Annotated in this window: 15 protein-coding genes and 2 pseudogenes; 9 read left to right on the top strand and 8 right to left on the bottom strand. The window is 63.9% G+C overall.

Features of this window, described 5'->3' with window-relative positions; genetic code table 11:
• The first annotated feature begins 10 nt into the window (after positions 1–10).
• From ureE to ureG, 4 genes are read left to right on the top strand one after another with little or no spacing between them, the layout of a single operon-like run.
• On the top strand, positions 11–484 hold the full coding sequence (ureE, locus tag AC1MHZ_RS21545) for an urease accessory protein UreE (RefSeq protein WP_084856907.1): 474 nt from the start codon (positions 11–13) through the stop codon (positions 482–484).
• A gap of 16 nt (positions 485–500) precedes the next feature.
• Positions 501–1046 (top strand): HupE/UreJ family protein, encoded by a 546-nt coding sequence (locus AC1MHZ_RS21540; RefSeq protein ID WP_482966901.1) that lies wholly within the window; start codon positions 501–503, stop codon positions 1044–1046.
• Positions 1046–1720: an urease accessory protein UreF gene (locus tag AC1MHZ_RS21535; protein WP_084856911.1), complete on the top strand. Its 675-nt coding sequence runs from the start codon at positions 1046–1048 to the stop codon at positions 1718–1720. Before AC1MHZ_RS21540 ends, AC1MHZ_RS21535 begins: the two co-directional genes overlap by 1 nt.
• 11 nt (positions 1721–1731) lie before the next feature.
• On the top strand, positions 1732–2355 hold the full coding sequence (gene ureG / locus AC1MHZ_RS21530; protein ID WP_084856912.1) for an urease accessory protein UreG: 624 nt from the start codon (positions 1732–1734) through the stop codon (positions 2353–2355).
• Between the two features lie 65 nt (positions 2356–2420).
• Here the strand turns inward: ureG and AC1MHZ_RS21525 are convergent.
• A pseudogene (locus AC1MHZ_RS21525) lies at positions 2421–2684 on the bottom strand (short chain dehydrogenase); the annotation flags it as partial.
• Positions 2685–2862: 178 nt separating this feature from the next.
• Between AC1MHZ_RS21525 and sodC the strand changes: the two are divergent.
• The gene (gene sodC, locus AC1MHZ_RS21520; RefSeq protein WP_084856914.1) at positions 2863–3378 is read left to right on the top strand and encodes a superoxide dismutase family protein; all 516 of its coding nucleotides are present in this window, start codon (positions 2863–2865) and stop codon (positions 3376–3378) included.
• A gap of 239 nt (positions 3379–3617) precedes the next feature.
• Complete coding sequence (locus tag AC1MHZ_RS21515) at positions 3618–4523, top strand: LysR family transcriptional regulator (RefSeq protein WP_084856998.1); 906 nt, start codon at positions 3618–3620, stop codon at positions 4521–4523.
• Between the two features lie 81 nt (positions 4524–4604).
• On the opposite strand, the gene AC1MHZ_RS21510 is transcribed toward AC1MHZ_RS21515, so the two are convergent.
• Positions 4605–5021: a RidA family protein gene (locus AC1MHZ_RS21510; RefSeq protein WP_084856916.1), complete on the bottom strand. Its 417-nt coding sequence runs from the start codon at positions 5019–5021 to the stop codon at positions 4605–4607.
• Positions 5021–6377 (bottom strand): annotated as a pseudogene (locus AC1MHZ_RS21505) (flavin-containing monooxygenase). The gene AC1MHZ_RS21510 and the pseudogene AC1MHZ_RS21505 overlap by 1 nt, the downstream one beginning before the upstream one ends.
• 298 nt (positions 6378–6675) lie before the next feature.
• On the opposite strand from AC1MHZ_RS21505, the gene AC1MHZ_RS21500 reads away from it, so the two are divergent.
• Together AC1MHZ_RS21500 and argE are read left to right on the top strand one after the other, a co-directional pair.
• Positions 6676–7350 (top strand): DUF1028 domain-containing protein, encoded by a 675-nt coding sequence (locus tag AC1MHZ_RS21500; RefSeq protein ID WP_084856919.1) that lies wholly within the window; start codon positions 6676–6678, stop codon positions 7348–7350.
• Positions 7343–8503 carry an acetylornithine deacetylase gene (gene argE / locus AC1MHZ_RS21495; RefSeq protein WP_084856921.1) on the top strand — a complete coding sequence of 387 codons (1161 nt, stop codon included), beginning with the start codon at positions 7343–7345 and terminating at the stop codon, positions 8501–8503. Before AC1MHZ_RS21500 ends, argE begins: the two co-directional genes overlap by 8 nt.
• A 70-nt stretch (positions 8504–8573) precedes the next feature.
• Here the strand turns inward: argE and AC1MHZ_RS21490 are convergent, their stop codons facing one another.
• The 4 genes from AC1MHZ_RS21490 to AC1MHZ_RS21475 all read right to left on the bottom strand — a co-directional run bounded on the left by AC1MHZ_RS21490 (position 8574) and on the right by AC1MHZ_RS21475 (position 14744).
• On the bottom strand, positions 8574–9947 hold the full coding sequence (locus AC1MHZ_RS21490; RefSeq protein WP_482966900.1) for an APC family permease: 1374 nt from the start codon (positions 9945–9947) through the stop codon (positions 8574–8576).
• Between the two features lie 190 nt (positions 9948–10137).
• Positions 10138–11409 carry a carbohydrate porin gene (locus AC1MHZ_RS21485; RefSeq protein ID WP_482966899.1) on the bottom strand — a complete coding sequence of 424 codons (1272 nt, stop codon included), beginning with the start codon at positions 11407–11409 and terminating at the stop codon, positions 10138–10140.
• Between the two features lie 122 nt (positions 11410–11531).
• The gene (locus AC1MHZ_RS21480; protein ID WP_482966898.1) at positions 11532–13949 is read right to left on the bottom strand and encodes a glucose/quinate/shikimate family membrane-bound PQQ-dependent dehydrogenase; all 2418 of its coding nucleotides are present in this window, start codon (positions 13947–13949) and stop codon (positions 11532–11534) included.
• Positions 13950–14150: 201 nt separating this feature from the next.
• Positions 14151–14744 carry a TetR/AcrR family transcriptional regulator gene (locus AC1MHZ_RS21475; RefSeq protein WP_084856927.1) on the bottom strand — a complete coding sequence of 198 codons (594 nt, stop codon included), beginning with the start codon at positions 14742–14744 and terminating at the stop codon, positions 14151–14153.
• A gap of 102 nt (positions 14745–14846) precedes the next feature.
• Between AC1MHZ_RS21475 and AC1MHZ_RS21470 the strand changes: the two genes are divergently transcribed.
• Positions 14847–16232, top strand: coding sequence for an MATE family efflux transporter (locus AC1MHZ_RS21470; protein ID WP_482966897.1), 1386 nt, complete (start codon positions 14847–14849; stop codon positions 16230–16232).
• Here the strand turns inward: AC1MHZ_RS21470 and AC1MHZ_RS21465 are convergent.
• Complete coding sequence (locus AC1MHZ_RS21465) at positions 16197–17543, bottom strand: hypothetical protein (RefSeq protein WP_084856931.1); 1347 nt, start codon at positions 17541–17543, stop codon at positions 16197–16199. The two genes, AC1MHZ_RS21470 and AC1MHZ_RS21465, sit on opposite strands and share 36 nt — an antisense overlap.
• Positions 17544–17569: the final 26 nt, after the last annotated feature.

Here is a 17569-nt window from a genome sequence, read left to right as displayed (position 1 = left end):
AGGAGTGCCCATGATTGTCCTGACCCGCCGGATCGCCGAAGCCGACACGGTGACCGGCACCGTAACCCTGGATGTGGACCGGCGCATCAAGAGCCGTTTGCGCGTAACCCTGGACGATGGGCGCGAAGCCGGGCTGATGCTCGAGCGCGGCCACCTGCTGCGTGGCGGCGAACTGCTCGCCGATGCTCAAGGTTCGCAGGTGGTGAGGGTCGTGGCGGCCCCCGAGCAGGTATCCACGGTGCGTTGCGTCGACCCGTTGCTGCTGGCCCGTGCTGCGTATCACCTGGGCAATCGCCACGTGCCGCTGCAGATCGAGCCGGGCCTGTTGCGCTACCAGCACGACCCGGTGCTGGACGACATGCTGTACGGCCTGGGCCTGGCCGTGATCACTGAAGAGGCGCCGTTCGAACCTGAAGCGGGCGCCTACCAAAGTACTCCCCATACCCACGGGCATCGTTTCGTGCGCTTGCCTGCCCATTCCTGACCTCAAGGCGTTTTCAATGAAAAAGATTTTCACCCTGGTTCTTCTGCTGGTGGCGCTACCGGCGGTCGCCCACCCAGGCCATGACGGCAATCCCCTGCAAGATGGCCTGCTGCATCCGCTGACCGGTCTCGATCACCTGCTCATGCTACTGGGCACCGGCGTACTGGCGGCCTTGACCCGGCGCAGCCTGAGCTTGCCGCTGGCCACCCTGGCGGCGATGTTCACGGGCGCTGTGTGCGGGCATTTCTTCGGTGATCTGGTGGGCATGGAGACGATGATCGCTGTGTCCCTGCTGGTGGCCGCCAGCGCCATGTTGCTGCCCAGCCGCCAGTTGATGTTGGCGCTCGCCATGCCGTTGTTCGCCCTGTTCCATGGCTGGGCCCATGGCGTGGAAGCGACGCCAAGCGCTTTCTGGCTGTTCAGTGCCGGCTTCGTCACGGTCAGCGGCTTGCTGTTGCTGGCAGGTTTCGCGGTGGGGTGCCTGTTGCGCCGCCATCACCGGCTGCAGAAAGCGTTCGGTGGCGGCCTGCTGGCTGGTGCGGCCTTGGTGCTGGCCGGCTGATGAAGAACGATATGGCGCTGTTGCGCCTGCTGCAACTGGCGAGCCCCGGCCTGCCGGTGGGCGGCTTCACCTATTCCCAAGGTCTGGAGTGGGCTGTGGAAGCCGGCTGGGTGCACGATGTCGCGAGCTTCGCCGCCTGGCAACGCGAGCAGTTGCACGACACCCTCGGTTTTCTCGATTGGCCGGTGCTGGCGCGGCTCTACCAGGCTTGCCTGGACGATGATGCCGAATGCTTCGAGCATTGGAGCCGCTTCCTGCTGGCCAATCGGGAGACCGCAGAGCTGCGGCTGGAAGAGCAGCAGCGTGGCAGCGCGTTGGCGCGCATGCTCGACGGTTGGCAGCTGGGCCAGGCACCGGCCTGGCGTGCAAGCCTTGAGCGCTGTCAGTTGGGCGGCATGGCCTGGCTTGGCGCGCATTGGTCGATCCCACTGCGCCAGTTGGCCTTGGGCCATGGCTACGCCTGGCTGGAAGGGGCGGTGATGGCGGGCGTCAAGCTGGTGCCGTTCGGCCAGCAAGCCGCCCAGACGCTCCTGCGGGACCTGGGCGAGGCGCTACCTGCCGTACTCGAAGACGCCCTGGCCCTTGATGACGAGCAGCTCGGCGCCGGCCTGCCGCTGCTGGCGATCGCCTCGTCACGCCACGAAACCCAATACACCCGTTTGTTCCGATCCTGAGGACTGCCTTGATGCAACATTACCAGCAACCCCTGCGCGTCGGTGTCGGCGGCCCTGTCGGCTCCGGCAAGACTGCACTGCTCGAAGCCCTGTGCAAGGCCATGCGCGATCGCTACCAGATCGCCGTGGTGACCAACGACATCTACACCAAGGAGGACCAGCGCATCCTCACCGAGGCCGGCGCCCTGGAGCCCGAGCGCATCGTCGGTGTGGAGACCGGCGGCTGCCCGCATACCGCCATTCGCGAAGATGCCTCGATGAACCTCGCTGCCGTGGAAGCGCTGGCGCGCAAGTTCGGCAACCTCGAGGTGATCTTCGTGGAGAGCGGAGGCGACAACCTGAGCGCGACATTCAGCCCAGAGCTGGCAGACCTGACCATCTATGTGATCGATGTGGCCGAGGGCGAGAAGATCCCGCGCAAGGGTGGGCCTGGCATCACCAAATCGGATTTCCTGGTGATCAACAAGACGGACCTGGCCCCCTATGTCGGCGCTTCGCTCGAGGTCATGGCCAGTGACACCCGACGCATGCGGCCGGAGCGGCCCTGGACCTTCAGCAACCTCAAGCAGGGTGAAGGGCTGCAGGCGGTGATCGACTTTATCGTCGAGCGTGGGATGCTGGGCATCAGGCACTGAGTGCCCTCGGGTGCACGTCAAAGCCCTTTGCGTGCATCCGTCGGGTGGCCTTGTAGCGAGCCTTCGAGCTTGAGAGTCGTCCCGTCGGCCAGGGTCAGCACCAGATCCTCGATGGTCCCGGCCAGGCGATCCGGGAAGATCGGCTGACCGTCGGGGTCGACATCGTCGTAATAGAACCGCGTGCCCTCAAGCCAACCGAGGGCGGTCTGCAGGTCGGGGCCGAGGTAGTACTTGCCGTCGAGGAAGAAGCCGGTGAACTGCCAGGTACGCTCTTCGTTATCCACTGTATAGCGTTCGCCAGGTTGCATACCGGTTTTGGGATCGAGCATTCGATGAGCCTCCGATGGTGGTAGGTACTGGGTAGAAAACACCCCCTGCGCAGAGGTTCCTTACAAAAGACGGAAGTGTTTCTGACTGTGGCGCGATGGAATCGCTGGCAGCCTGCGCAGTCCCACCTGATAGGTGGGCATGTATGAAGCCCGATATCCCTCGCCATGGAGAAATGTCATGAAAGCAGTGGTAATGACCGCATTGCTGGCCACCGCCGGCCTCGCCCAGGCCGCCCAGACGGTGGAATTGAAACTGGCCGGCCCGGATGGCCCGGGCAAGCCGATCGGCACGGTCACCCTTGAGCAGGGCAAGTACGGCACCTTGCTCACCCCGGACCTCAAGGACCTGCCACCCGGTGTGCACGGTTTCCATTTGCACCAGCGCCCCTCGTGCGACCCTGCCGAGGAAAACGGCAAGCCGGTGCCGGCCGGTGCCGCAGGCGGGCATTGGGACCCGGATGCGACCAATGCGCACAAGGGCCCCTATGACGACAGCGGCCACCGCGGCGACCTGCCGGCGCTGTATGTCGGCGCCGACGGCAAGGCCATGACGCCGGTATTGGCGCCCCGGCTCAAGACAGAGGATTTCAAGGGCCATGCCCTGATGGTGCATGCCGGCGGCGATAACCACAGCGATCACCCCGAGAAGTTGGGCGGCGGTGGGGTGCGGGTGGCGTGCGGGGTCGTTCAGTAGGAGCGGGGCTGCAGGGCCTGTAGGATCGGGCTTGTCCCGCGATCAAGGGCGACGCCTTGCCATGCAAGCGTGGTAACCGGGCCGGCCAATCGCGGGGCAAGCCGGCTCCTACAGGCTCCATGAAAAATATGCTCAAGCCATAGGCAAATCCTTGGCCACCGAAGCGCCGGCCAGCCCGGCGCTGAGGTATGGTGGCAGGAAAAATCCCGCGCGCCGCCCACGGCGCCAGAGAGGTGCCTGTGGCTTCCTATACCTTGCGTCAACTCAAGTACTTCGTCACCACCGTGGAAGCGGGCAGTGTCGCCGAGGCGTCACGCCAGCTGTACATCGCCCAGCCGTCCATCTCCACGGCCATCAAGAGCCTGGAAGAAAGCTTCGGTGTCCAGTTGTTCATCCGTCACCATGCCCAGGGCGTGTCGTTGACACCCAGCGGCAAGCGCTTCTATGCCAAGACCAAGGCCCTGCTGCAGATGACCCATGAATTCGAGCAGAACGCCCTGGCCGACAACGACACCGTGGCCGGGCAGATCGACATCGGGTGTTTCGAGACCGTGGCGCCTTTGTACCTGCCCAGGTTGATCGCCGGCTTTCGCGAGCGCTACCCAGGCGTGGATATCCGTTTGCGCGATGGGGAGCAGCAGGACCTGATCCAAGGGTTGACTGCCGGTACCTTCGACCTGGCATTGCTCTACGACCACGACCTCGATGGCACCATCGAGGCCGAGCCACTGATGGCGCCGCAGAAGCCCTACGTATTGCTGCCGGAGAAACACCGCTTCGCCGGCCAGGCCCAGGTGTCCCTGCGTGACTTGTGTCCGGAGCCGATGATCCTGCTCGACGTGGCGCCGAGCCGAACCTATTTCGTGAGCCTGTTCAACGAGATGGGCCTGACGCCGAACATCGTCTTCAGTTCGCCGTCGATCGAGATGGTGCGAGGGATGGTGGGGCAGGGGTTCGGTTTTTCGCTGTTGGTGACCCGGCCGCATTCGCCATACACCTACGATGGCCAGCGCTTGGTGACCGTGGATATCGCCGAGCCGGTGGCATTGTCGGGGCTCGCGGCGGCGCGGCTGAAGCGCGTGCAACTGACCAAGCCGGCGCAGTTGTTCGTGGAGTTCTGCCGGGAGCAGTTGGAGCAGCTATAAAAACATCGCGGGACAAGCCCGGGCCTACATCCTTGTACCGGGCTTGCCCCGCGATTGGGCCGCAGGGCGGCCCTTGTCGCATCACACCTGATCAGGTATCACGGCGATCACATCGATTTCCATCAACCATTCAGCCTGTGCCAACCCCGCCACCACCAACCCGGTGGAGATCGGGAACACGCCCTTGAGCCACTTGCCGACTTCCTGGTACACCGGCTCACGAAAGCGTGGGTCGGTGATGTAGGTGGTGGTCTTGACGATGTGCGACAAGTCCGAACCCGCTTCCTCGAGCAACTGCTTGACGTTCTTCATCGCCTGTTCGGCCTGGGCACGGGGGTCGCCCAGGCCCACCAGGCGGCCTTCGAAGTCGGTGCCGACCTGCCCCCGTACATAGACGGTGTTGCCGGCGCGTACCGCCTGGCAGAGGTCGTTGTCCAGCGTCTGGTTGGGGTAGGTCGCCTTGGTGTTGAACATGCGGATACGGGTATGGGTAGGCATCAGAGTGCTCCGAAGGTGCTGACTTTCTTGATCGAGGAAGGCGTCTGTATGGCATCCGCTTCGCGCTGCCGGCGATCGCGGTAGGCCTGGTAGGTACGTTGGGTGGCGATGTGGCCGGCCACATGCTTGGCGTCGTGCCACACGCCCCAGATGAACGACGAGCCGCGACGTGACAGCCAGGGCAGGCCGAGGAAGTACACGCCAGGTTCGCGGGATACCCCGCGTTGGTGCTGTGGCTTGCCGTTGGCATCGAAGGTGTCGACCTGCAGCCAGCTGAAGTCCACGCCATAGCCGGTGGCCCAGATGACGGTGCTCACGCCTGCCTTGGCCAGGTCCAGGTCACGCAGCGGGTTGGTGATGCAGTCGGGGTCCGGCAGGCGCTTGCGGGCCTCGGGCTCCTCCGGCAGGTCCAGGCCGTTGCGTTCGACGTAGGCATCGGCCGCATCGAGCAGGGCCAGGTAGTTCTCGTCGCCGCGACGGATGTTGTCGGCCAGATCCGCCTGGAAGCGCACCACGCCGTTGTCGAACGACTGGGTCAGGCCGACCAGGGTCATGCCCTGATGGGCCAGGGCGCGGAAGTCCACGGTATGGCCGCCGCGGGCACCGCTGACGGCGATGGTCACATGTTCACGGCCGGGCTTGGCGATCTCGGCGTCCCATTCGCCGAGCACACCCAGCCACCAGCAGAAATCGCGGTTGCGGTAGCTGCGCGGTGGGCGGTCATGGGCACCCACTGACAAATACACCTGGCGCCCGGCGCGCATCAGCTCTTCGGCGATCTGCACCCCGGAAGAGCCCGCGCCAACCACCAGCACGGCGCCCTCGGGCAGTTGCGCGGGGTTGTAGTAGGCGGCGGAGTGGATCTGGTGCAGGCGTTCGTCCTTCGGCGCGATGGCTGGGATCACCGGGCGTTGGAACGGCCCGGTGGCGGCTACCACGCGGTTGGCGCGGACCACCCCTTCACTGGTTTCGATGGTGAAGCCCGGGCGATCGGTGTTGCGTACCACGCGCTTCACGTCGACGCCGGTGCGCACGGGCAGGTTGTACGTGCGGACATAGGTCTCGAAATAATCGGCGACCTGCTCCTTGCCGGCGAAGGCGTCCGGGTCCAGGTCGAATTCAAGGCCTGGGAAGCGGTCGTGCCAGACGGGGCCGTTGGCCACCAGCGAATCCCAGCGCCCGGTGCGCCAGGCTTCGGCGATGCGCTTGCGTTCGAGCACCAGGTGCGGCACGCCGAGTTTGCTCAGGTGTTCGCTCATGGCCACGCCGGCCTGGCCGGCGCCGACCACGAGGGTGTCGATTTCAAGATTGTTCAATGTCATGTCAAAGCCCTTCTTCGAAGGCGGTTTTATTCAGGTCGGTGGGGTACCGCCTTTGCCTGGGGCCAGACTAGGGACGCCGCTTGGATCGCGAAAATATTATTTAGCTAATGCTTGCCCATAAATTAACGAAGGCCTTGACCTGCGGGGCTTCAAGGTGTGTCAGAGGCTTTGTGGGTATGCATTTCCTCTGTTTTATTGACGTAGTTTTTTGCTTGCCAAGTCCTAGGAAAAAGTTGGTTTCGTGGGCCGTTGGCTTTTGCCCAGAATGCATTTACCCGCGCGAAAAGTTGTTGTTTGGCGGGCATCGAACAGACCATCAGGAGCCTTGGAACATGACCTTTTCCATCATCGGTCGCTGCCCGGAAACCGGACAGCTCGGTATCGCCATCAGCTCGTCGAGCATCGCCGTGGGGGCTCGTTGCCCCTGGGTGCGCGCTGGCGTTGGCGCGGTGGCCACGCAAAACATCACGTTGCCGGCCTTGGGCCCTCAAGTCCTGGACGCTCTGGAGCACGGGCAGGCGCCGAGCACAGCCCTGGAACAGGTGCTCAGGGCCAATGGCTGGAGCGAGTACCGCCAGGTGACGGTGATCGACAGCCAGGGCCAGGTGGCCCTGTTCACCGGCAGGGAGGCGCTGGGTGTGCACAACGCGGTGGCCGGCCAACAATGTGCGGCAGCGGGTAACTTGTTGTCCTCTATCCATGTGATCGCGGCGATGGTCGAGGCTTTCGAGCACGCTGCGGGGCACCTGGGCGATCGTTTGCTGGTGGCCATGCACGCCGCAATGGCTGCCGGTGGCGAAGCGGGGCCGGTGCATTCGGCCGCGATGAAGATTGCCGGTGACCTGACCTGGCCGCTGGTCGACCTGCGGGTCGACTGGGCCGACGACGATCCCATCGGCGCCTTGGGCAAACTGTGGCAAGCCTATCGTCCACAGATGCAGGATTACGTGACCCGTGCGCTGGACCCCACCGCTGCGCCCAGCTATGGGGTGCCGGGCGATGAGTGAGTCAAGCAGCCGCGACCTGCTGGCGCGGCTGGTGGGTTTTGCCACCGTCAGCCGCGACTCGAACCTGGAGCTGATCGACTTCATTGGCGATTACCTGGCCGGGTTGGGGGTGGCGTGCGAGCTGTTTCTCAACGACGAAGGCAGCAAGGCCAACCTGTTCGCCACCATCGGCCCTCAGGACCGCGGCGGTGTGGTGCTGTCCGGGCATACCGACGTGGTACCGGTGGATGGGCAGGCCTGGACGGTCGAACCGTTCACCTTGACCGAGCGCGATGGACGTCTCTACGGGCGTGGCACCGCTGACATGAAAGGCTTTATCGCATCGGTGCTCGCGGCGGTGCCGGCATTCCTCGCCCAGCCATTGAAACTGCCGGTGCACCTGGCGTTTTCCTACGACGAAGAGGTCGGCTGCCTGGGCGTGCGCTCCATGCTCGCCGCCCTCGAGCAACGTGCGCACAAGCCACGGCTGTGCCTGATCGGTGAGCCCACTGAACTCAGGCCGGTGCTCGGGCACAAGGGCAAGCTGGCCATGCGCTGCCAGGTGCAGGGCGCAGCCAGCCATTCGGCCTATGCACCCTATGGTGTAAATGCCATCGAATACGCTGCGCGGTTGATCGGCAAGCTGGGCCAGATCGGTGACAGCCTGGCTCGACCCGAGCACCACGATGAACGCTTCGATCCGCCGTTCTCTACGGTACAGACCGGTGTGATCAAGGGGGGCAGGGCGTTGAACATCGTCCCGGCCGACTGCGCGTTCGACTTCGAGGTGCGCGCCTTGCCCGGTTTCGAGGCCCAGACCGTAGTCGACCAGCTGCAGGCCTATGCCCATGCCGAGTTGTTGCCGCGTATGCGTGCGGTGAGCGCCGACAGCGACATCCGCTGGCAACCGCTCAGTGCCTACCCAGGATTGGCAACGCCGGCCGACAGCGAGGCGGCGCAACTGGTGGCGCTGCTCAGTGGTTCGGATGCGTTCGGCACCGTGGCGTTCGGCACCGAAGGCGGGCTGTTCGATCAGGCGGGTATCCCGACCGTGGTATGTGGGCCGGGCAGCATGGACCAAGGGCACAAGCCAGATGAGTTCATCAGTCTCGAGCAGTTGCGTGGGTGCGATGCAATGTTGTTGCGGTTGGTGGAGCTCTTGAGCGTTGGCTGAGGCTTGTACTGACGCTATCGCGGGCTTGCCCCGCGATAGCGTCAGTTCAGCCAACAAAAGCCGGCCAGGTTTACATCGCCTCAGGCTTGAACAGCGGCTTCCTCATCACCCCCTTGATCCACACCACCGCGATCAGCGAAACGACCGCCAGCACCACCCCGGCAACGCCAAAGATCCTGCCGCTCATCTCGGGGCTCGGCGAGGCATACCAGATCGCATACAGCATCCCGCCGATGCCGAACACTTGCGGCAGTGGATAGAACGGCGTGCGGAACGGACGCGCCAAATGCGGGTAGCGCTGGCGCAGGGCAATGACATCCAGGTGCACGATGATGTACGCCAGCAACCAGGCCAGAGCAGCGGAAAGCAGCAGCAGGTTGATGGCGGCGGCATTCTGACCCATCACCAGGATCGGCAGGCCGGTGATGGCCGCGACGAACAGCACCGCTACCCAGGGCGTATTGGCGCGGACGCTGAGCCGCTTGAACTGCGGGAACGCCTGGCCGTTGCAGGCCATGCCGTAGAGCATCCGCGGAATGGCTGCCAGCGAGGTGTTGAGGGTACTGCAGGTGGCAGTGACCGCCGCGATCACCAGGAACACTTCGCCGGTCTTGCCGAACACGGTGGTGGCGAACAGGTAATGCGGCAGGGCATCGGCAGACAGTGCCTGGCGTGGCACCAGGAACAGCGCACCCAGGCCATACAGGGCGATGGTGGCGAAAATCACGGTCAGGCCGATCATCATCGAACGCGGGATATTGCGCTCCGGCTTGCGGGTTTCCTCTACCAGCGAACAGACGAACTCGGCGCCGACGAAGCCCCACACGGCCATGGCCGTCAATGCCAGCACGCCAGCGCCCATGGGGTTCCAATCGCCTTGCTGCAGCGCATGGGTAGCGCCGGCGTCATGGCCTTCATGGATGGCCGCGATGCCAAGGATCAGCAGCACGATGACCATCACCACCGCCATGGCGCTCTGCAGCTTGGCGAAGATGTCGATGCCCATGAGGTTGAGCACGGTGAACAGGCCAAGCACGGCGAAGGCCACCGAGAATTGCGGGAAGACGCCCGGGTAGACCTTGCCGACGATCAGGTCGAGCAGCAGCAGTTCGGCCGACAGGGCGAACATGGCCACCACCACATAGCCGGAAAAGGTCGCCAGGATGGCCGGGAAGTGGCCCAGGGCGACTTCGGTGTAGCTGGAGAGGCTGCCGGCGCGGGGTATGAGCAAGGCCAGCTCGGAGAACGAGCAGGCATAGCTCAGCGCCAGCAAATAGGCCAGGCCCAGCGGCACGATGAAGCCAAGGCCTGCGGCACCGACCCCTTGCAACATCATCACCATCACACCCTGTGACACCACCAGGCCGATGGCCACGGCCAACAGCGAACCTAACCCCAATACCCGGCGAAAGCCGGCTTGATTCGCCTGCGCGGTGGCAGGCATGGACGCACTCGTACTCATCGTGTTCACCGCTCTTTGTTGTTGTAGTTGCGGCGAATACTGGAGCAGGGGGCGGGAACGGAAAATTATTAAAAATATGTTCGGTAGGCAGGAAAAAGTTGGGTAGCCCTGGCAATGCCCCTCTAGGCGCAACCTTGTGCCGCGATGGCCGCAAAGCGGCACAAGGCACGGTTCAGAACGTCGCCTTGACCTGCAGCCCCACGACCAGCGCATTGTCGATATCTTGCCCGGAGAAGGCCCCCGGCTCGATGATGTACTGCACATCCGGCCGCAGGTTCAGCCACGGCGTGGCCTGATAGCCATAGCTCAGCTCGATCAGTTGCTCGGCACTGTCGAGGTCGGGGAAGCCCTGCCCGGTGGCGAGCGCCGCATCCTGTAGCACATCGCGGCTACGCGGGTTGGGCACCGCGCGACCATAACCCAGGGCCAGGGTGTCGCGCGGGCGACCCTCGAACGGCTTGTACAGCACCACGCCCGCGCCATACCACTTGGTGAACGGCGACGCGGCCTTGCTCGAGGCTGAGTACTGGCCAAAGGCATGCAGGGTGCGCCCAGGCGATGTGGGGTCGTTCCACACGGCCTGGTCGACCAGCAGGTAGTGGCCGCCGCGACCGGATACTTCCTTGTCGCTGCCGATCCGCTTCACGTCGGAGCTGTCGTAGTAGTAGCCGAGCTTGTACTCGCCGGGCAATTCGCCCTGCAGCTTGTACACCAGCTCCACTGGCACCACGGTCCCGGTGGTGTGCCGCGGCCCCAGGTGCCAGGCGCGGCTGGAATCACCGTTGCTTTCGGGGTCGACATTGAACGCCGCCACGCGCAACTGCCAGGCGGGCGACACGTCGTACTTCACCCGCACGCCCAGGTGGGCGTTGGGGTAGTTGGTCCAACCGCTGCCACCGGACATGTTCAGCGGGTGGCCACAGAAGCCTGCGTTCATGAAGTTGCACAGGATGCCGCTGTCCAACCCGCCCAGGTCGTTGCCCATGGCCATGTAGCCGAGCTTGACGTTCAGGGCCGGGGTGAACAGCGTGCGCTCGTAGCTCAGTTCGGTCAGGCGGGTATACAGGCCGCCGTAGTTTTCCTGGATCGGCAGGCGGTTGCCCACGAGGTCTTCGGAGGCGCTGTTGCCGCGGCGATCGTTGAGGGTCAGCTGGACCTTGCCGCCGTTGTCCAGGCCGTAGAGCCTGGAGAGATCGAACTGCACGCCGAGCTTGAGGTTCTGTGAGTAGCGCGCGGAACGGTGCAGGCCGCCATGGGCGTTGTAGGCGGTTTCGCCGCTGTAGTCGCCGGTGAACCTGATGCCGTCTTCTTCGAGCTGGTGGCGCAGGCCGCCCCAGTCACCGGTCAAGGTGTTGCGGGTCGTCAGGTCGCTGCTGGCCAGGGCGGTGGTACTGGCCAGGGTCAAGAACAGGGCAGTGGGGGTGACGCGAAAAACGGGTGGCATTGCAAAATCTCGGGTTGTCAGTATGAGGCCAATCGCCGGCAAACCGGCTCCCACAGATTCCACTGTTTCAGGTGGCGCACAGACGTTGTGGGAGCCGGCTTGCCGGCGATTGGGGCGGTGATCTATGGCAAGGCGTAGGCCATCACATAGTCGCCACGGTCGGTGGACTGCCGCGCACCGCCTGCCGTAACCACCACGTACTGCTTGCCGGTCTTGGGCGAGACGTAGGTCATCGGGCCGCCCTGGCTGCCCACGGGCAGGCGAGCCTTCCAGATCTCGTTGCCGTTGCTGCTGTCGTAGGCGCGCAGGTAGAAGTCCTGGGTGCCGGCGATGAACACCAGGCCGCCTTGGGTGGACAGGGTGCCGCCGAGGGTCGGCAGGCCGATCTTGATCGGCAGGTGCATGCGGATACCGAGGGGGCCGGTGTCTTCGACGGTGCCCACCGGTACCTGCCAGGCCACCTGACGGGTCTTCATGTCGATGGCAGTAAGGGTGCCGAACGGCGGCGCCTGGCAAGGGATACCGGCCACCGACAGGAAGCGGTTCTTGTTCACCGCGTAAGGGGTACCCTTGAGCGGCACGGCGCCCATGCCGGTGTTCAGCGCTTCACCCCCGGAGGCGGCCTGGCCTTTGTTCTGCGACGGGATCATCTGGATCCACAGACCCAGGCGCATGTCGTTGACGAAGATGAAGCCATGCACCGGATCGGTGGAAATGCTGCCCCAGTTCATGCCGCCCAGCGAGCCGGGGAAGCTCAGCGACAGATCGGTGCCCGGCGCAGTGTACAAGCCGTCATAGCGCATCTGCTTGAAGTCGATGCGGCACAGCAGCTGGTCATAGGGGGTGGCACCCCACATATCCGACTCGGTGAGGGTCTGTGCGCCGATCTGTGGCATGCCGACAGACTTCGGTTGGGTCGGCGAATACGGCTCGTTGGGGATGTTGCCTGGCTTGACCGGTACTTCGTCGACCTGGGTCAGCGGCGCACCGGTGGCGCGGTCCAGTACGTAGATCTGGCCGGCCTTGGTGCCGATTACCACGGCCGGGACGGTCTTGCCATCGTCCCGGGTGAAGTCGATCAGGCTCGGCTGCATCGGCAGGTCGAAGTCCCACAGGTCGTTGTGCACGGTCTGGAACCCCCATTTCTGATCGCCTGTGCTGGCGTCCAGGGCCAGTACCGAAGCGCCGTAGGTGTGGTCCAACCGGCTGCGCTCGACACCATAGATGTCGGTGGAAGAACTGCCCATCGGCAGGAAGACGGTATTCATCGAGGGGTCGTAGGACATCGGCGCCCAGCTGTTGGGCGTGCTGCGCACGTAGGTGGCGTCGCCTTGCGGCGCGTTACGCTGCTGCGGGTTGCCGGGGTCGAAGGCCCAGCGCATTTGCCCGGTGATCACATCGAAACCACGGATGACACCGCCTGGCATATCGGTCTGGACGTTGTCGGCCACACGACCGCCGACCACCACGGTGGTGCCCGCCATCAGCGGGGCGGAGGAGAGCTGGTAGTACGAGTCCGGGACATCGCCCAGGCCCTCCTTCAGGTCGACCTGACCATTGTCGCCGAAACCTTCGCAGAATCCGCCGCTGTCGGCGTCGACCGCGATCAACCGGCCATCGATGGTATTGGTCAACAGCCGGCGCTGGCAGTTCGCGCCGGCCGGTACATGAGCAGTGGCAATTGGCGAGCTGTCGGGTTGGGTGGGCTGGGCGATCGGTGCGGTGGCGTCGAAGTAGGCCATGCCGCGGCAACGCTGCCAGACTTTGGACTGGGCATTGATCGCGTGCTTCCAGATTTCCTTGCCGGTGTCGGCATCCAATGCGATGAGGTTGTTGTGCGGGGTGCAGACGAACACCTTGTCACCCACCTGCAGCGGTGTCAGTTGGTCTTCGGCGCCGTTGCCGTCGCTCAGCGCCACATCGCCTGTGCGGTAGGTCCAGGCGACCTGCAGCTTGTCGACATTGTCGCGGTTGATCTGGTCCAGCGCGGCGAAACGGCTGCCGCCTTCGGTGTTGCCATAGTGGGCCCAGTCTTTCTGCGCCTTGGCCGGCTCGACGGGAGTCAGGCCCGGGCCCTTGCCGGTCGGGGCAACGCTTGGGTGGGCGACGAACATGTTGCCGGCAGCAACCGCCAACGTAACGGCCAGTACCGCCGCCACGCGGTATGCGCCTGGACCGGCCTTGCCACCATTGGCGCGCATCAGTACCGGGTACACCAGCGCAACCACCAGGCCGATGGCTGCGAACATGAACAGCCGCGAGAACAGCGGCCAGAACACCAGGCCCGCATCGAGCACGGCCCAGATAGCCGTACCGATCAAGAATGCAGCGAACAGCCAGGCGCCTGCCGGCTTGCGCCGTGCGATGAGCACGCCGGAAATAGCCATGGCCAAGCCGCCGACCAGGAAGTACCAAGAGCCTCCCAGCCCCGCCAGTTTGACGCCGCCAGCGGCCAGGAGGAGGCCGAGCAGGGCGATGACCACGCCCAGGCCGACCAGGAGGAAAGTTGAAGCGCCAGGGGCGCGAGGTGATTGTGACATTGCCAGTGTTCTCGCAGGTGGGACGGTGCGCAGTTTAGGCCTTTCAAAAGATAATTAACAAGTTAGTACATAATTTTTCGAGGCGAATTGTCGCAGGGGATATGACCCGGTTTTGTCACGAACAGGCGATGAAAAAATAGATTTTCGCTGGAAAGCTGGCGCTAATTCATGGTTTTGAACAATGGTCGCATTGGCTGGAAATCAGCGGCGCAACCCCTCCATCAGGCACTTCAAAGCCCCTTTGACCTGTTCTGCCGCCGCTTGGGGGTCGTCCTGGGCGACCACCCACATGCCACTCTCACCCATGGCACCATTGATCAGGTGCGCCATGGCGACCGGGTCGAAGTCCCGCAGCACGCCGGCTCGTTGCAGCTGCGCCAGCCCTTCGACCATTGGCCCTATATAGCTTTGCTCTTCCAGTTCGCGCAGCCGTGGGCCGAGCACTGCCGGGGCATCTTGCAGGAGGATGCGGCGCAGGGCGGGGTCGTGGAGCAGGTCGTAGTAATACAGACAGGTGTCGAGGTAACCGTCCCAGGGATCGCTGTGGGTGGCGAAGCGTTCATCCAGGGCCAGGTTGATCTCATCGAGCAATGCGGTCACCACCGCCGTGAACAGGCCGGCCTTGCCGCCGAAGTGGTGGTGCAGGGCGCCACGGGTCAGGTCGGCTTCGGCACACAAGTCGTCCATGACCACTGCTGCAAAGCCTTTCTCCGCGAACTGGCGGCGCGCGACGGCGATCAATCGTTCTGTGGTCTCTGCGCTCATGGCAGCGCGGCTGCGGCGGGTAACGGGCATGGATAGCGTCCGGCTGAATACGATGCGCTGAAATTAACATACGTTGCGTATGTAATTAACAACTATTAGCATACGTAGCGTATGTAAATAGAGGTTCGTGTCATGTCTGCAACGCTTCAGCGCCGAAAAACCACTTGGCCGGATGAGCTCCCCGCCCTGTTGCGTCTGGCCCTTCCTTTGGTGCTTGGCCTTTCTGCCAGTGAGCTGATCAGCCTGACCGATACGCTGATGCTCGCTTCGCTCGGGACGGTGGTGCTGGCCTGTGTATCGCTCGCCGCCAGTACCGGCTTGATCTTCCATGCTGGCTTGTACGGGATGCTCGCCACCCTCAGCGTGCGCGTGGGGCATGCCTTCGGTGCCGGTGATACCGCTGCCGTGGCGCGAACGTTGCGCGCCGGCCTGGGCTACGGGTTACTGGCAGGTATCCTGGGCTGCCTGGCCATGCTCGCCCTCCTGCCGGTGTTGCAATGGGCGGGCGTACCGTTGCCGGATGAGCAGTTGCTCACGCCTTATTGGCAGGCAATGGCTGTGTTCCTGATCCCGTTCTGCCTGGCGGTGGTGTTCAAGGACGTACTGGAAGCCATTGGTCGGCCCTGGGTGGCAGTGGTGATCGTGATGAGCGCCGTGGTGTTCAACGTTCCCCTGAGCTATGCCTTGATCCATGGCCATTTCGGCTTGCCGGCGCTGGGGTTGCTGGGCGCCGGCATTGCCAGCGTATTGGCCGAATCCCTGGCAGTGCTGCTGGCATTCACCTACTGGTGGCTGGCGCCGTCGTTGGCGGTCTATCGGTGCCCGGCACGCGGAAAGCAGTTGGCCTGGCGCACATTGTTGAACGAGGGCTGGCCGCTGGGCCTGGGTTACCTGGCCGAAGCCGGTGCGGTGGTGATCGCCGCCTGGATGCTGGGATGGTTGGGCTCCGCGGCGTTGGCTGCCAACCAGATCGTGCAGTCGATCGGCTCGTTGTTGTACATGCTGCCTCTGGGCATGGCCGCTGCGGTGAGCATCCGTATCAGCCAGGCTCAGGGGCGCGGTGAAAATGCGCGGATCAACGCCATCGGCAGCGCCACGTTCACCAGCGTGACAGCCTGGATGGTTGCCAGCACCCTGCTGCTGGCGTTGTTCGGCCGGCGTATCGCCGAGGCCATGAGCGATGACCCGCAGGTCATCGCTATCGCCGTGCCGATGTTCGTGGTCGTGGCGGCCATGCAGGTGGCCGATGGTCTGCAATCCACCGCCTTGGGCGCCTTGCGCGGCTTGCAGGATTACCGCTGGCCGGTGGGGGTAACGCTGGTCAGCTACTGGCTGCTGGCGTTGCCGTTGAGCTTTGGCCTGGCGTTTCATTCGCCGTTGGGCGCTGTCGGCGTGTGGGTCGGCTTTGCCTGTGGCCTGGCGGTGGCTGCGGTTCTGCTGCCGTGGCGCTTCTACCGCCTACAGTCACAGGCCGCCTCTCGGTCAGTCGATGGTCAGGTTGTCCAGCACAATGCGTGAACCGTCCTCCATGCTGCTCGTCAGGCGAATCACTTCAGGGGCCGTCACCGACACGGTGTGGCGCCCGAAGCGCATAGGCCCCACCGTTTCAGCCTCCACCAGCACCGTCTCACGACCGCTGGTGAGCTCGGTGACGCTGCAATAGCTGTTGCAACCCCAGGAAAATTCGACCGTTCGCGTGCCGGTATGATTGCCGTTCGGGTCCACGGGGAAGTCCAGCAGGTTGTCTACGACCAGGTAGTTACCCGTGATCAGCGGGCTGCCAAGGTTCGAATCCTGGATCTCGATCAGCTCGGAGGCGATGGCGGCGAAGCCCATACCGCCTGAAACCAGGTCCGCAGGTGATCCAGGGGGAATGTCTTCGAAATCCACTTCCAGGCGAGGTGCCGACAGGCCCACCGCCTGGTCCGCCTCGAGGAAGCTGATTACGGTGGTTGCGTGTCGGTCCTGTGGAAAGGCCAGGCGTATGAGCGGCAGTGTCTGCCCGTATTGTTCGAAATAGCGCGTCTGGTCGATGCGTGCCTTGGCTCTGGATTCCAGGCTTCGCGCTGGGTAGAAAAATGAATGCAGCGGCAGTTGGGCGCCGTCGCCGGTTCGCCAGCTGGAAAGCATCAATTCGTCGAAGGTTTCCCAGGCAAGGCCCGTAAGGCCCTGATGCGCGTCGATCGACGCCTTGAACCAGGCGGCGGTCGCCTCTCGCCCTTCGCGAATGTCCCAGCCGCAAACCTTGTTGGTGGTCGCAGTCTTTGAATATTTGGTCAACCAGTCCGACGCGCTGTGGATGTTGAGGTTCTGGCAGGTGTCGGTCAGTTCGGGGGCGTCCGGCATCGGGCCGCAGCCTTGCAGGTCAGGGCGTTGCCACGTATCGGCATTGATCGGGAACGAGCAGAGCACCTTGATGCTGTCGAGCCTATCGGGTGGCGTGGCGTGGCCGGGATAGAAAATGAAACCGTTCCAGTTTTCCCAGGTCCTGGCGAACGTATGGTCGCGCCTTAGCCAGGAGAAGGACACGCCACCCAGCGCGATGGCCCCGGGGCTTGGATCCCAAGGCAGGAAGTTCGGGTTGGTGTCGGTCGCACGGAGCATCAGGCCGCTGCACAGGTGCGCGGGTTTGTCGGGGCCGCCGCAATCGTCGGGTGTTGCAGCGAACCAGGCGTTCAGTTCGCGGGCGGCCTTGGCGCCCCGTTGGCTCAAGTCGCCCACAGGCGCTTCGGCAAATGCTGGCTGGGTGTCGGAAAGGGGTGGGGTGCTGGTGGCGTGTACCTGGCTACTCAGGGCCAGCGCGCCGAGGATATAGGCCAGAGGGCGCATCGTGAGGTCTCGTCGGTTTCTGGAGC

Source organism: Pseudomonas sp. FA-1, from assembly GCF_056856075.1.
The sequence above is the reverse complement of the archived record's forward strand: the minus strand, read 5'-3'. Positions and strand labels throughout refer to the sequence as shown.